Below are 14,326 nucleotides of genomic sequence, written 5' to 3' on the forward strand. Positions count from 1 at the left end.
GAGCCGGGATGCGAGGATGGGCGGGTGTCTGAGCGAAGCCGTCCGTCCATCTTCTGGTTCCTCGCGGCGGCGGTGATCCCCGTGATGACCGCGTCGGTCGACCTCCGGATCCGCGACGCGGAGAAGATCCCGAGCACCGGGGCCTTCGTGTTCGCGCCGAACCACTACAGCGAGATCGATCCGATCATCACGGGCTGGACGCTGTGGCGCTCCGGCCGCGCACCGCGATTCCTCGCCAAGGCCTCGCTGTTCTCGGTGCCCGTGCTCGGAGCGATCCTGCGCCGCTCCGGCCAGATCCCCGTCGAGCGCTCGGGCTCCGTCCGCGGCAGCGAGCCGCTGAAGACCGCCAAGGCGCTCGTGGACGAGGGAGGCTCGGTCATCATCTACCCGGAGGGCACCCTCACCCGCGACCCCGAGCTCTGGCCGATGCGCGGCAAGACGGGGGCCGTGCGGATGGCGCTGCAGTACGGCCTGCCCGTCGTCCCCGTCGCGCACTGGGGCGCGCAGCAGCTGATGGGCCGCTACTCCAAGCGGATCACCCTCTTCCGCCGCAAGCGCGTCGACGTCCTCGTCGGCGACCCCGTCGACCTGTCCGCCTTCCGGGGCCGCAGCCTCGACTCCGCCACTCTCACCGAGGCCTCCGCGGTCGTGATGGCCGCGATCACCGCCCTGCTCGAGGAGCTGCGCGGCGAGGCGGCGCCCGAGAAGCGCTGGAACCCCTCCGAGCACAACCAGAAGGGCACGGGTCGCTTTGAGTCCGAGCAGTAGGAAGGCGCCCCTCCCCGTGCCCCGCCGCGTCGCCGTGCTCGGCGCCGGCAGCTGGGGCACCACGTTCGCGAAGATCCTCGCCGACGGCGGCTCCGACGTCGTGATGTGGGCGCGCCGCGCGGAGCTCGCCCGCGAGATCACCGAGGCCAAGCGCAACAGCGACTACCTCCCCGGCATCAACCTCCCGCGCAACATCCGGGCCACGCCGCGCATCGAGGAGGCGCTGGAGGGCGCGGACCACGTCTACCTCTCCATCCCGTCGCAGTCGCTGCGGAGCAACCTCGAGGCGATCACGCCGTTCCTCACCGAGCGCACGGTGCTGGTGAGCCTGATGAAGGGCGTCGAGAAGGGCACCGGCCAGCGGATGAGCGAGGTGATCGCGCAGATGCTGCCGGTCTCGCCCGACCGGATCGCCGTCGCCTCCGGGCCCAACCTCGCCCTCGAGATCGCGAAGGAGCAGCCGACCGCGGCGGTCATCGCCTCCGAGAGCCTGGTCACGGCGCAGGAGGTGGCCCTCGCGGCGACCAACCGCTACTTCCGCTCCTACGTGAACACCGACGTGATCGGCACCGAGTTCGGCGGCGTGCTGAAGAACCTCATCGCCGTGGCCATCGGCATCGTCGACGGCGTCGGCTACGGCGAGAACACGAAGGCGTCGATCATCACGCGCGGTCTCGCCGAGATGACCGACTTCGCGGTGGCCTACGGCGGACGGGCCGAGACGATGGCCGGGCTCGCGGGGCTCGGCGACCTGATCGCGACGTCGAGCTCCTCGCTCTCGCGCAACAACACGGCCGGACGCCTGCTCGGCCAGGGCTACAGCTTCACCGACGTGGTGAAGTCGATGCAGCAGACGGCGGAGGGGCTCGCCTCCGTCGCGCCGGTCCTGGAGCTCGCCCGCGCCAGGGGAGTCGACATGCCCATCGTCGAGCAGGTGTCGCAGGTGCTCGCCGGTACGCTCGATCCGAAGGACATCGCGCCGCACCTGACCACGGATTCGGACGAGCCACAGGGTGAGAGGAACCTCGATGACCAGCAAGCTCCGCGTGGCCGTTCTGTTCGGGGGGCGCTCCAGCGAGCACTCGATCAGCTGCGCAACGGCGGCCGGGGTGCTGCGGGCGATCGACCGTGACCGCTTCGAGGTGATCCCCGTCGGGATCACCTCCGCCGGCGCCTTCGTGCTCGAGGAGGACCGTCCCGAGAAGTTCGCCCTCGATGCCGCGGCGCTTCCCCGGGTCGAGGACGACGGCTCCCGTGTGCGCTGGCCGGAGTCGGCCCTCTCGCGCGAGCTCACCGTGACGACCGAGGACGGCGCGACGCGCTCGCTCGGCGAGGTCGACGTGGTGCTGCCGATCCTGCACGGGCCCTGGGGCGAGGACGGCACCGTCCAGGGGATGCTCGAGCTCGTCGGGCTGCCCTACGTCGGCTCGGGCGTGCTCGCGTCGGCGCTCGGCATGGACAAGCACTTCACCAAGACGGTGCTGCAGGCCGCGGGCCTCGCGGTGGCGCCCTGGTACACCGTGACGGAGGCGGAGTGGCGCGCCGACCCGGGCGACGCCTCCGCGGCCCTCGACGAGCTGGGCCTGCCCGCGTTCGTGAAGCCCGCGCGGGCCGGCTCGAGCGTGGGCGTCAGCCGTATCGACGAGCGCGAGCAGCTCGAGGCCGCGCTGGAGGAGGCGTTCGCGCACGACTCGAGGGTGCTGATCGAGTCGGGCATCGTCGGCCGCGAGGTCGAGATCGGCGTGCTCGGCGGCCGCCGCGGTGCTCCGGCCCGCGCCTCCGTCGCCGGCGAGGTGGTCGTCACCGGCCGCGGCTTCTACGACTTCGAGGCGAAGTACCTCGGGGCGTCCGGCATCGAGCTGGTCTGCCCGGCCGACCTCACCGACGGCGAGCTCGCCGAGATGCGGTCCCTCGCGATCCGCGCCTTCGACGCGATCGGAGCCGAGGGCCTCGCCCGGGTCGACTTCTTCCTCACCGCCGACGGCTTCGTCGTCAACGAGATCAACACCATGCCCGGCTTCACGCCGGTCTCGATGTTCCCGCGGATGTGGGGCGCGAGCGGCGTGGACTACCCGGACCTGATCAGCGAGCTGCTCGACTCGGCGCTCGACCGCGAGCCGGTCGCCGCCCGATGACCCCGGCGCTCGCGGTCCGCGTCGAGGCGGGCGCGGCTGCCGCGCCGTTCGAGCAGATCCGCGAGCAGATCACGGCGCTGATCGCCGCCGGCGAGCTGCCGGTCGGCACCCGCCTGCCGCCGGTGCGCTCGCTCGCCGAGACGCTGGGCGTCGCCGCGGGGACCGTCGCCCGCTCCTACCGGGAGCTGGAGTCGGCGGGCCTGGTCGAGACGCGCGGCCGGGCGGGCACGGTCGTCGCGGGCGGTGTCGACGCGCTGGAGCGCGAGCTGCAGGCCGCGGCCGCCGTGTACGCGTCCCGCGCGCGCGAGCTCGGGGCGACCTCCGATGGTGCGCTCACCGCAGCGAGTCGAGCCCTCGGCGTCTGACGCTGAAGCTCAGCCGGTGGGCGTATCCGTCGGATCGAGGGTGTCGGCGTCCGAGACGTCGGTGCACTCGCGCGTCTGCGGGACGTAGGAGACGGCGTTCGCCAGGTCGAGCGCGGCGGAGGATCCGGACGCGCGGCTCTGGTCGACGGTGATCTCCACCGCGGGATCGCGACCGTAGGTGGTCAGCGTGTAGATGTCCTCGTCCTTCTGCGTCTCGTCGATGATCCAGTCGACTCCGCTGACGTTCACGCAGAGGTCCGTCGTCGGGCCGGGCACCTCGACTCCGCAGTGGAGGATGACGGCGGCCGGGGTGCCCCAGGCGGCGGTGCCCTGAGCGTTCGTCTCGCGCTCGGACTGCTCCGCGACCACGTCGGGCAGGCGCACCGAGACCTCCGCGCAGCCGGTGCTCGTCGCATCGGCGGCGGGCTCGAGGGCGACGCTGGCCGAGCAGCCCGAGAGCAGCAGGACGGCGGCGGCGGCGAGAAGGGGGAAGCGGAGTCGGCGGGGGGACATCGCCGTCAACGCTAGCGTGTGAACCATGGCAGAGGATCGGAGTCCCACCCTGGCCGAGCTCAGCGAGGGCGAGGTGCTCGCGAGGGTGCTGGCCCGCCTCGGCGGCCCGGGAGCGGAGACCCTGGTCGGGCCCGGGGACGACTGCGCGGTGCTGCGCGCTCCCGACGGCCGCTTCGTGGTGACCACGGACATGATGGTGCACGGCCCCGACTTCCGGCTGGCCTGGTCGAGCCCGGCGGACCTGGGCTGGAAGGCGGCGGCCTCGAACCTCGCCGACGTCGCGGCGATGGGGGCCCGGCCCACCGGGCTCGTCGTCGCGCTCGCGGCGCCGCAGTCGCTGGGCGTCGACGTGCTGGAGGGGATCGCGGGCGGGCTCGCGGCCGGCTGCGCCGCGATGGCGCCGGGGTGCGGAGTCGTCGGGGGAGACCTCTCCGCCTCGGGGACGCTCACGCTCTCGATCACGGCGTTCGGCTCGCTCGACGGACGGCCGCCGGTGCTCCGCAGCGGTGCGAGGCCGGGAGACGTGCTGGCCGTGGCCGGCCCGCTGGGACGAGCGGGACTCGGGCTGCGCCTCTTGTTCGAGCAGGCGCGGCGGGACGGGGAGCCGTCGGCCGACCTCGCCGCCCGGCTCCGGGAGCGGCATCCGTCCCTCCTCGAGGCGCAGCTGCGACCGACCGCGCCGATCGCGGCTGGCGAGGCCGCGGGCGGGACCGCCACGGCGATGATGGACGTCTCGGACGGCGTGGTGCTCGACGCCCGTCGGATGGCGCGAGCGAGCGGAGTGGCGATCGATCTCGATGCCGCGGCGGTCGACGCGCACGCGCGCGGGCTCACGGGAGTGGAGGGCGTGGACCTCGAGCTGGCGCGGGCGCTGGTGCTGGGCGGCGGCGAGGACCACGCGATGCTCGCGTGCTTCCCGCGCGACTCGGCGATGCCGGAGGGCTTCGTCCCGCTCGGGGTCGTCCGCGAGGGGGATCCGGAGGTGCGCCTGGGCGGGGTCGCACTCGAGGGACGCGGGGGCTGGGACCCGTACCTGGGCTGGGACGGCGCGGCGGGCTGAGGCCGGTCAGCCGGCCGCGGGCGAAGCAGACGAAGCAGGCGAAGCAGGCGAAGCCCACCAGATCGTGGTCTCGCCGTAGTCCTTCCTCCGCTCCCGCTCCAGCCCCGAGGGCCAGCGCGGCTCAGGGCTGCGGGAGCTCCGCTCCACGACGACCACCGCGTCCTCGCGCAGCAGCGGCAGCACGCCGGCGAGGTCGGCGGCGAGGTCGTCCTCGCCGAGGTCGTAGGGCGGGTCGAGGAAGACCGTGTCGGTGTTGAGGGCCGGAGAGCCGTCGAGGAAGGAGCGGACGGAGCCGGTCACCACCTCGATCCGCGGGGCGGGCCGCTTGTTCTTGGCCGCCGCGGCCGTGATCGCCCGGGCGTTCTCGCCCGCGGTCCGCGCGGCCTTCGGGTCGCGCTCGACCAGGACGACCGCGCTCGCCCCACGGCTCGCCGACTCGAGCCCGAGGGCGCCGGAGCCGGCGTAGAGGTCGACCACCGTCGCGCCGTCGAGGGCGTCCCGGGCCTCGAGGGCCGAGAAGACGGCCTCGCGCACGCGGTCGCTGGTGGGGCGGGTGCCCGCGCGCGGGACCCGGAGGGTGAGCGAGCCGGCGAATCCGGCGATGATCCTGGTCACCGGACCGAGCATAGGGCGGCACCCCTGCCCACGGCGTCCTGCGGCCGCCGAGCGGCTCCCGCCTGGCGGCACACTGCGAACTCGCGGAACCTGGACCCTTTTCCCGTCAGGACTGCGAGAATCCGTAGCTATGACGTCGCTCGAAGACACCCGCTCCGCTGTCGGCCGCCGAGCTGTACCCGAGACGCCCCTGACCCGCGAGGAGTTCACGGCGCACTGCGGCGCCGTCCTCGGGAACCTCACCCGCGTGATCGACGGCAAAGCGGCCGAGGTCTCGATGGCGCTGACGGTGTTCCTCGCCGGCGGGCACCTCCTGATGGAGGACGTCCCCGGCACCGGCAAGACGGTCCTGGCGAAGTCGCTGGCGGCCTCGGTCGGCGGCAGCGTGGCGCGCATCCAGTTCACGCCCGACCTCCTCCCCTCCGACGTCACGGGGGTCTCGGTCTACAACCAGGCGACCCGCGACTTCGAGTTCAAGCCGGGCCCGGTCTTCGCGAACATCCTGATCGGCGACGAGATCAACCGGGCCTCGCCCAAGACGCAGTCGGCGCTGCTGGAGTGCATGGAGGAGCGTCAGGTCTCGGTCGACGGCACCACCCACCTCCTCCCGCGCCCCTTCGCCGTGATCGCGACGCAGAACCCGGTCGAGATGGAGGGCACCTACTCGCTGCCCGAGGCCCAGCGCGACCGCTTCATGGCCCGCCTCTCGCTCGGCTACCCCGACGAGCGCGCCGAGCTCGAGATGATCCGCACCCGCGACTCGGCCAGCCCGCTCGAGGAGCTGCGGCCCGTCGTCGGCCTCGCCGAGCTCGAGCGGATGATGGCCTACGTGCGCTCCGTGTACGTCGCACCGCCCGTGCAGGAGTACGTGGTGGCGATCATGCAGGCGACCCGCGTCGACCCCGAGCTGCGGCTCGGGGGGAGCCCTCGCGCCACGCTCCAGCTGATCGCCGCCGCGAAAGCGCTCGCCGCCCTCAGCGACCGCGACTTCGTCGTGCCGGACGACGTCGACGCGCTCGCCGTCACCGTCCTCGGCCACCGCCTCCTGCCCGCGACGCGCCTCCCCGGCCGCTCCGGCGCCGGATCCTCGCACTCGGTCACCGAGATCGTGCAGCGCATCGTCGCGGCCACCCCCGTCCCCTTCGGCAACCGTGGCGACTGAGGCCCGCCCGACCGAGACGCCGTCGTCCCGTCTCGGCGGACTGCCCGCGCTCCGCGGGGTCGCGCTGACGCTGCGCGGCTGGGCGCTCGTGCTGCTGGGCGTCGCGGGAGTGGTGATCGCGCCGCTGTCGGAGTTCCGCGAGCTGCTGTTCGTCGGCCTGGTGCTGCTGGGCCTGCCCCTGGGCGCACTCGTCTCCCTGCTCCTGGCGCCGGCGTCGTTCCGGGTGCAGCGCCGCTTCGCTCCCCAGACCGTCGCGGCCGGTGACGTGGTGGAGGTCGACGTGCTGCTCGAGAACCGCGGCCGCGCCGTCCGCAGCGGCGCCCGCGCCCACGACCGCCTCGAGCGCGTGGAGCGCGGGGTGGTCGTCGGCCGGCCGGTCGCCGAGGGGGTCTTCGGGCTCCCGGGCGTCCCGTCGGGCGGGCGTGTGCGCGCCCGCTACCGTCTGCTCGCCGAGCGGCGCGGGATCCACCGCATCGGCCCGCTGCGCCTGGTGCGCGGCGACGGCCTCGGGCTCGCGCTCCGGGAGAGCGTCGTGGGGGCGGTGCAGCCGTTCGTCGTGACTCCGCGGGTCGTGCCGCTCCAGAGCGACGTGCTGGACGCGCACGGAGCAGGCGGATCGAGCCCGGTCGCGCACGCGACGGCCGGCGCCGGCACGGACGACGTGATCCCGCGCGACTACCGCCCGGGCGACGCGATGCGCCGGGTGCACTGGCGGGCGAGCGCCCGCTCCGGCGAGCTCATGGTCCGCCAGGACGAGCAGAACACGGATCCCCACGCGTGGATCCTCCTCGAGACCCGCGCCGAGCGCGTTCTCGAGCGGCGCGGTGACGACCGGCTCGAGTGGGCGGTGTCGATGACGGCCTCCCTCGCGGTCCACCTGCTCGACCGCGGCTTCGAGACCCACCTCGTCGAGACGGGTGCGGACGGCGAGCCGGAGCACTCGGAGGACGAGCGCGAGGTGGCGCACGACGTGCTGCTGCGCCTGGCCGAGCTGGCGCCCTCGCGCGAGTCGGTCGACGCGGTGACCCGGATCTCGGCCGACATGCGCGACACCGGGGGAGTGCGCCCGGTCTTCGCCGTGCTCACCCGCCTCCTCGAGTCGGACCTCGACGCCCTCTCCTCCCTGGCGGCGCAGTCGCGCCCGGCGATCGCCTTCGTCGTCGCCGGCACCGTCGAGGAGGAGGCGGCTCTCGCCTCGCTCGGCTGGTACGCGGTGTCCGTCGACCCGAGCGCCTCCGTCGAGGAGGCGTGGGCGCAGGCTCTCGCTCTGCGGGTGGTGGCGTGAGCCGCCGCGTCGAGAGCGATCCGCGCGCCGGGTCGGCTCCTCTGAGCGGTCTGCTCTTCCTCGCGATCACGGCCGCCGCCGCCGGGATCGGGCGGCTCCTCGTCGGCGTCGACTGGCTGGTGCTCCTCGCGAGCGCGGTCGCCGTGGTGCTCGGCGTCCCGGCCGCCGCCCGGGCTCTGCGCGTGCACCCCGTCGTCCCGCCGATCCTCGGCACGCTGACGATGGTCGGCGTGCTGACCGCGATGTTCGTGCCCGGTCGGGCCCTGCTGTTCGTGATCCCCACGCCCGGCGCCGTCGCGCAGGCGGAGGCGCTCGCGCAGGGCGGCTTCCAGTCCATCGCCCAGCAGGGGCTCCCGGCCGTCGCCGACGACGGCATCTCGTTCCTCCTGATCGGCGGGGTGGTCGTGCTCGCCTGGGCGGCCGACCTGTTCGCCTTCTCCGTCCGCCTCCCCGCCCTGGCCGGGCTGTTCCCCGCGGCTCTGCTGGCGGTGCCGGCGATCGTGGACCCCTCCGAGGTGTCCTGGGCGAGCCTCGTCGTCACCGCGCTCGCCTACGCGGGCGTGCTCGCCGCCACTGCCGCCCCGCGCCGCTCGAGCGGCCCGAGCGCGGCCTCGGCCGTGCTGCCCGCCTTCGCGGCCGTGACCGTCGTCGTCCTGGGCGCGGGAGTCGTCGCCGGGTCGGCGGCAGGCTACGCGCGCACCACCGCCCCCTCGGGCGTCTCCGGCAGCCTCTTCAACGGCGCGATCGACCCGGTGGTCGCTCTCGGCGCGGACCTGCGCCGCCCGAACCCCGTGACCGTGCTGCGCTACGCCACCGACTCCGACCTGCCCGTCTACCTCCGTGTGCTGACCGTCTCGGACTTCGACGGTGACGACTGGGCGCCGAGCGAGACGGAGCAGACCGCTCCGATCGAGGCGCCGATCGCGCCCGAGGGGCTCTCCGAGAGCGTGCCGCGCGAGGCGGAGGAGGTCGACGTCTCGGTGGAGACGCTGCGGAGCCAGTGGCTCCCCGTGCCGTATCCGGTCTCGTCGCTGACGGGCGTCGGCGACGGCTGGCTCCAGGACGTGCAGGACGGTTCGATCCGCGGCGACGCGACGACCCGCTCCGGAGACGACTACCAGGTGCAGGCGCTGCGGCTCGAGCCCGACCCGCAGCAGCTGCTCGCCGCGCCCGCGCCGTCCGGAGTCGACCGGTACCTCTCGCTCCCCGACGACGTGCCCGAGATCGTCCGCACCACCGCCGAGGAGGTCACGGCGGAGGCTCCGACCGCCTACGACCGGGCGCGCGCGCTGCAGACGTACTTCCGCTCGTCCGAGTTCCGCTACTCCGAGGACACCCCGGTGGAGGAGGGCTACGACGGCGACGGAGTCGGCGTGCTCTCGGCCTTCCTGACGACGAAGGAGGGCTACTGCGTCCACTTCGCCTCGGCGATGGCGGTGATGGCGCGCGAGCTCGGGATCCCGTCGCGGCTCGCCATCGGCTACCAGCCCGGCTCCGTCGTGCCCTCCGGCGGCAGCGACCTGACCACCTACCGCGTCCTCTCCTCCGACCTGCACGCCTGGCCCGAGCTCTACTTCGAGGGGGTCGGCTGGCTGCCCTTCGAGCCGACGCCCAGCCGCGGGGCCCCGGCCTCGTACACCCTGCCGAGCGCCACGGCGTCCTTGGGCCCCACCGCCCCGGGCTCGACCGCGACCACCGCGCCCGGTGCGACCAGCGCTCCCGCCGCGACGCCCACTCCGACCGCCGCGTCGGCCACGCCGACCCCCGGCGCCGTCGGCGCCTCCAGCACCACGGCTGCTCCCGCGGCGACGCTCTGGGTGCTCCTCCTGCTGCTCGTGCTCGTCCCCTGGCTGATGCGCGCCGTCCAGCGGGCGCTGCGGCGCCGGTCCGCGCGCTCCGGCTCCGTCGAGGCCGCATGGGCCGAGCTGCTGGCGACCGCCCGCGACCTGGGCGTCCCCGTGGAGGACACGGAGTCGCCGCGCGCGCAGGAGGCCCGCATGGCTCCCGCCCTCGACCCCGGAGCAGCGGCACGTCTGCAGGGGCTACGGGAGCGCGTCGAGCGCCGGCGCTACTCGCCGTCCGCGAGCGAGTCGGAGGCGTGGGACGACGCGACCGCTGTGGCCGCCGCTCTCCGCGGCTCCGCGGGTCCCGGTCGGCGGCTGCTCGCAACGGTCGTGCCCCGCTCGGCGCTGGACCCGGTCGCCCGGCTCGCGCGTCCGAGGTCCGACCTATGATCGCTAGGTGATCCCGGACCCTCTCGACGCCTCGCTCGCGCCGCTGATCGGGCCGCGCACGGCGAGCGCGGTCGAGAAGGCCTTCGGGTACCGCACGGTCGGCGAGCTCCTGGGCCACTACCCGCGCCGCTACGCGAAGCGGGGCGAGCTGACGGCGCTCTCGCGCCTCCCGGTGGGCGAGAGCGTGACGATCGTGGCAGAGGTGCGCGAGGTGCGCGAGCGCCCGATGCGCAACCGGCGCGGCACCCTGCTCGAGGTCGTCATCTCGGACGGCTCGGGCACGCTCTCGCTGACGTTCTTCGGACAGCCCTGGCGCGCGGCCAAGCTGCACCGCGGTGTGCGCGGGATCTTCGCGGGCACGGTCTCGATGTTCCGCGACACCCCGCAGCTCACTCATCCCGACTACCGCCTGTTCGACGACGAGGAGGCCGCCGCGACGGAGACGGGAGGCGGTGAGCTCGCGAAGGACTGGGCGGAGCGGCCGATCCCGATCTACCCGGCGACCAGCGCGATCTCGAGCTGGCAGCTCCAGGCCGCGATCGGCGTGCTGCTGGACGGCCTGCGCGACGTGCCGGACCCGATGCCCGAGCAGGTGCGCGCCGGGCGCTCGCTGCTGGGCCTCGGCGAGGCGCTGGAGCTGATCCACCGCCCGCAGCGGGAGGGCGAGGAGTCGCAGGCGCGCGAGACGCTGCGCTTCCACGAGGCGTTCCTCCTGCAGCTCGCGCTGCTCGAGCGCCGGGCGTCGGCGCGGAGCAGCCCTGCCACCGCCCGCGTGCCCGGCCCCGGCGGGCTGCTCGAGCGCTTCGACGCGGCGCTGCCGTTCGCCCTCACCGGCGACCAGACCGCGGTGGGGCACGAGATCGCCGTCGACCTGGCCGCCGAGAGCCCGATGACGCGGCTGGTGCAGGGCGAGGTGGGCTCCGGCAAGACCCTCGTCGCGCTCCGGGCGATGCTCGCCACGGCCGAGAGCGGAGGTCAGGCGGCGCTGCTCGCTCCCACCGAGGTGCTCGCGGGGCAGCACCTCCGCTCGATCGCGAGGACGCTCGGTCCGGAGCTCGCGGCCGAGCTGGTGCCGACCCTCCTCACCGGCGGACTGGGGGCGGCGCAGCGACGCGCGGCCCTCCTCCGGATCGTCTCGGGCACGGCGAAGATCGTCGTCGGCACGCACGCCCTCCTCGGCGACGCGGTCTCCTTCTACGACCTGGGCCTCGTCGTGATCGACGAGCAGCACCGCTTCGGCGTCGACCAGCGCGACGCCCTGCGCCGGAAGGGCGCCACCCCGCCGCACGTGCTGGTGCTGACGGCCACGCCCATCCCGCGCACCGTGGCCATGACGGTCTTCGGCGATCTCGACACCTCGACCATCCGCGAGCTCCCCGCGGGGCGCCCCGGCATCACGAGCCACGTGGTGCCGCTCGCCGACCATCCCGCGTGGATCGCGCGGGCGTGGGAGCGCGCCGAGGAGGAGATCCGCTCGGGCCACCAGGTCTACCTCGTCTGCCCGGCGATCGAGCCGGGGGAGCCCGCCGAGGGCGCGCAGCCGCCCGAGGAGGACGCCGCCGCGCCGCTCACGACCGTCGCGGCGACGCTGGAGGGCGTGCGCGCGCATCCGCTGCTCGGGAAGCGGCGGTCGGCCGCGCTGCACGGGCGGATGACGACGGAGGAGAAGGACGCCGTGATGCGCTCCTTCGCCGCGGGGGAGATCGACGTCCTGGTGTCGACGACGGTCATCGAGGTCGGCGTGGACGTGCCGAACGCCTCGATGATGGTCGTGCTCGACGCGGAGCGGTTCGGGGTCTCGCAGCTGCACCAGCTCCGCGGGCGCATCGGGCGCGGCGGCGTCGCGGGGGTGTGCCTGTTCGTGACGGCGGCGGAGGCGGGGACGGTCGCGCGCGAGCGGGTGGAGGCGGTCGCCGCGACGCTCGACGGCTTCGCGCTCGCCGAGGTCGACCTGGAGCTGCGCCGCGAGGGCGACGTGCTGGGCGACTCGCAGTCCGGCGGGCGATCGTCGCTCCGCCTGCTGCGGGTGGTGCAGGACGCCGACGTCATCGTGGAGGCGCGGGCGCTGGCCGAGCGGCTCCTCGCGGAGGACCCGTCGCTCGCCGCGCACGACCGGCTCCGTGCCGCGCTCGAGCGCCGCGTGCAGGACCGCGACCGGGAGTTCCTCGCCAAGAGCTAGGCGGTGCGCGCCCGCTACTCTGTCGGCATGGCCCGCATCGCCGTCGTCCCCGGCTCCTTCGACCCCGTGACCCTCGGTCATCTCGACGTGATCGAGCGGGCCGCGCGCCTGGTCGACGAGCTGCACGTGGTGGTGGTGCACAACCCCGCCAAGACGGCGCTGCTGCCGATCGCCCAGCGCGTCTCGCTCATCGAGCAGTCGATCGCGGAGGCGGGGGTCGAGGGGCGGATCGTCGTCGCCTCGTGGAGCATGGGACTGCTCGTCGACTACTGCACCGACGTCGGTGCGAGCATCCTGGTGAAGGGCATCCGCTCGCAGGTCGACGTGGCGTACGAGACCCCGATGGCGATCGTGAACCGCAACCTCGCACACGTCGAGACGGTGTTCCTCCTGCCCGATCCCGCGCACGCCCACGTGTCGAGCTCGCTGGTGCGGCAGGTCTCCTCCCTCGGCGGCGACGTAGCCCCCTACGTGCCGCCCGCGGTCGCCGCGTACCTCGCCGCCGGCTGAGGCGCCGCCGATCGTCCACGCGGGCGATCTCGGGCCGTGGACCCGTGCGCCCGCGGCAGCCGGGAGAATGGACCGGTGAGCGAGACGCGCGTGCAGGCCTGGGCCCTCGACGGCATCCCGGAGGTGACTCCCGGCGACGACCTGCTCGAGCTGATCCTCGCGGCCGTCGCCGCCGCCGAGGAGGAGGACCGGCCCGCGGACGGCGACATCCTCGTCGTCACGAGCAAGATCGTCTCGAAGGCGGAGGGGCGCGTCGTCGCCGCGACCGACCGCGAGGACGCGATCACGGCCGAGACCGTCCGCGTCGTCGCCACCCGGGCGCACGGATCCGGCGTCACCCGCATCGTGGAGAACCGACTCGGGATCGTGCAGGCAGCGGCCGGAGTCGACGCCAGCAACGTCGCGGAGGGGACGGTCCTCCTCCTCCCCGTCGACCCGGACGCCTCGGCGCGGGCCCTCTGCGCGGGCCTCCGGGAGCGGCTCGGCGTGGAGGTGGGCGTGCTGGTCAGCGACACCCTCGGCCGCGCCTGGCGGGTCGGGCAGACCGACGCGGCCATCGGAGCCGCGGGCGTCCTCGTGATCGACGACCTCCGCGGCGGTGTCGACGCCCTGGGGCGCACGCTCGGAGTGACCATGCCGGCCGTGGCGGACGAGATCGCCGCGCTCGGCGACCTGGTGAAGGGCAAGGCGAGCGGTCGACCCGTCGCCGTCGTCCGCGGGCTCGCACGCCTGGTGACGGGGGTCGGGAGCCCCGGCGCCCGCACGCTGACCCGCACGGGTCCCGAGGACATGTTCCGCCTCGGCGCCGACGAGGCCTACGCCGAGGGCTTCGCGGCCGGAGCCGCCGCGCGCGAGGAGCGCGCGTGACCGGCTGGAGTGCGGTCGTCGTCTTCAAGGGGCGCGGCGGCTCGAAGACGCGCCTCGACGTGCCGGGCCGCGCGGCGCTGGCCGAGGCGTTCCTCCTGGACACGCTCGCCGCCGTGGCCGCCGCGGAGCCTGTGGCGAGCCTGCTCCTGGTCACCTCCGACGCCGGTGCGGCCGACCGCGCCCGGGCGGAGCACCCCCAGCTGGTGGTGGTGCCCGACCCGGGGACCCTCGACGCCTCGGTGTCCGCGGGAGCCGAGGCCGCCCTGCACCGCCGGCCCAGCGCCCCGGTGATCGTGCTGACCGGGGACCTGCCCGCCCTGCTGCCGTCGGACCTCTCCGAGGCGCTCGCGACGCGGTCGCTCCCGGCCGTCGTCCCGGACCGCGAGGGGAGCGGCACCACCGCGCTCCTGCTGGCGGCCGGAGCCCTCGTCGCTCCGGCGTTCGGCCCGGGCTCTCTCTCCCGGCACCGCGACGCGGGCTGCACCGTCGTCGTGCTGCCCGGCTCGTCGACGCTGCGGCTGGACGTCGACACGCTCGCCGACCTCGGCGACGCGGAGGAGGCCGGCGTCGGCCCGCACACCTCCCACGCGCTGGCCGCAGCGGCCTGAGGCGCCGGGAGTCCGAGCCGCCGCC

General features: G+C 74.6%; 14 protein-coding genes. 12 read left to right on the forward strand and 2 right to left on the reverse strand.

The features are described 5' to 3' along the window. The first annotated feature begins 24 nt into the window (after nucleotides 1–24). Genes C5D08_RS07735 through C5D08_RS07750 form a run of 4 tightly spaced genes read left to right on the forward strand, consistent with a single transcriptional unit; the run spans nucleotide 25 to nucleotide 3,268 of the window. On the forward strand, nucleotides 25–768 hold the full coding sequence (locus C5D08_RS07735) for a lysophospholipid acyltransferase family protein (RefSeq protein WP_374953930.1): 744 nt from the start codon (nucleotides 25–27) through the stop codon (nucleotides 766–768). Between the two features lie 16 nt (nucleotides 769–784). Continuing rightward, entirely contained in the window at nucleotides 785–1,900 is a 1,116-nt protein-coding gene (locus C5D08_RS07740) for an NAD(P)H-dependent glycerol-3-phosphate dehydrogenase (protein WP_181067828.1), read from the forward strand. After that, entirely contained in the window at nucleotides 1,797–2,903 is a 1,107-nt protein-coding gene (locus C5D08_RS07745; RefSeq protein WP_104276537.1) for a D-alanine--D-alanine ligase family protein, read from the forward strand. The genes C5D08_RS07740 and C5D08_RS07745 overlap by 104 nt, the downstream gene beginning before the upstream one ends. Next, nucleotides 2,900–3,268: a GntR family transcriptional regulator gene (locus C5D08_RS07750; RefSeq protein WP_104276538.1), complete on the forward strand. Its 369-nt coding sequence runs from the start codon at nucleotides 2,900–2,902 to the stop codon at nucleotides 3,266–3,268. The genes C5D08_RS07745 and C5D08_RS07750 overlap by 4 nt, the downstream gene beginning before the upstream one ends. A gap of 9 nt (nucleotides 3,269–3,277) precedes the next feature. Here the strand turns inward: C5D08_RS07750 and C5D08_RS07755 are convergent, their stop codons facing one another. Next, nucleotides 3,278–3,781: a DUF3515 family protein gene (locus tag C5D08_RS07755; protein WP_104276539.1), complete on the reverse strand. Its 504-nt coding sequence runs from the start codon at nucleotides 3,779–3,781 to the stop codon at nucleotides 3,278–3,280. A 25-nt stretch (nucleotides 3,782–3,806) separates the two neighbouring features. Between C5D08_RS07755 and thiL the strand changes: the two genes are divergently transcribed. After that, complete coding sequence (gene thiL / locus C5D08_RS07760; RefSeq protein WP_104276540.1) at nucleotides 3,807–4,841, forward strand: thiamine-phosphate kinase; 1,035 nt, start codon at nucleotides 3,807–3,809, stop codon at nucleotides 4,839–4,841. Between the two features lie 6 nt (nucleotides 4,842–4,847). Here the strand turns inward: thiL and C5D08_RS07765 are convergent, their stop codons facing one another. Further along, the gene (locus C5D08_RS07765; RefSeq protein WP_104276583.1) at nucleotides 4,848–5,456 is read right to left on the reverse strand and encodes an RsmD family RNA methyltransferase; all 609 of its coding nucleotides are present in this window, start codon (nucleotides 5,454–5,456) and stop codon (nucleotides 4,848–4,850) included. Between the two features lie 130 nt (nucleotides 5,457–5,586). Here C5D08_RS07765 and C5D08_RS07770 point away from each other — a divergent pair, with 130 nt between their 5' ends. From C5D08_RS07770 to cofC, 7 genes are all read left to right on the forward strand, one after another. Then, the gene (locus tag C5D08_RS07770; RefSeq protein ID WP_104276541.1) at nucleotides 5,587–6,618 is read left to right on the forward strand and encodes a MoxR family ATPase; all 1,032 of its coding nucleotides are present in this window, start codon (nucleotides 5,587–5,589) and stop codon (nucleotides 6,616–6,618) included. Continuing rightward, nucleotides 6,608–7,903 (forward strand): DUF58 domain-containing protein, encoded by a 1,296-nt coding sequence (locus C5D08_RS07775; protein WP_104276542.1) that lies wholly within the window; start codon nucleotides 6,608–6,610, stop codon nucleotides 7,901–7,903. The genes C5D08_RS07770 and C5D08_RS07775 overlap by 11 nt, the downstream gene beginning before the upstream one ends. Then, nucleotides 7,900–10,137, forward strand: coding sequence for a DUF3488 and transglutaminase-like domain-containing protein (locus tag C5D08_RS07780; protein WP_104276543.1), 2,238 nt, complete (start codon nucleotides 7,900–7,902; stop codon nucleotides 10,135–10,137). Before C5D08_RS07775 ends, C5D08_RS07780 begins: the two co-directional genes overlap by 4 nt. Before the next feature lie 7 nt (nucleotides 10,138–10,144). Further along, a complete protein-coding gene (locus C5D08_RS07785; protein ID WP_374953931.1) occupies nucleotides 10,145–12,316 on the forward strand; it encodes an ATP-dependent DNA helicase RecG in 2,172 nt (723 codons plus the stop codon). A 27-nt stretch (nucleotides 12,317–12,343) separates the two neighbouring features. Then, the gene (coaD, locus tag C5D08_RS07790) at nucleotides 12,344–12,826 is read left to right on the forward strand and encodes a pantetheine-phosphate adenylyltransferase (RefSeq protein ID WP_104223138.1); all 483 of its coding nucleotides are present in this window, start codon (nucleotides 12,344–12,346) and stop codon (nucleotides 12,824–12,826) included. A gap of 75 nt (nucleotides 12,827–12,901) precedes the next feature. Then, nucleotides 12,902–13,693 (forward strand): coenzyme F420-0:L-glutamate ligase, encoded by a 792-nt coding sequence (locus C5D08_RS07795; protein ID WP_258064989.1) that lies wholly within the window; start codon nucleotides 12,902–12,904, stop codon nucleotides 13,691–13,693. Then, on the forward strand, nucleotides 13,690–14,301 hold the full coding sequence (gene cofC / locus C5D08_RS07800; RefSeq protein ID WP_104276544.1) for a 2-phospho-L-lactate guanylyltransferase: 612 nt from the start codon (nucleotides 13,690–13,692) through the stop codon (nucleotides 14,299–14,301). The genes C5D08_RS07795 and cofC overlap by 4 nt, the downstream gene beginning before the upstream one ends. Nucleotides 14,302–14,326: the final 25 nt, after the last annotated feature.

The organism is Rathayibacter sp. AY1B6 (assembly GCF_002932755.1).
In the GTDB taxonomy this organism is placed as follows: domain Bacteria; phylum Actinomycetota; class Actinomycetes; order Actinomycetales; family Microbacteriaceae; genus Rathayibacter.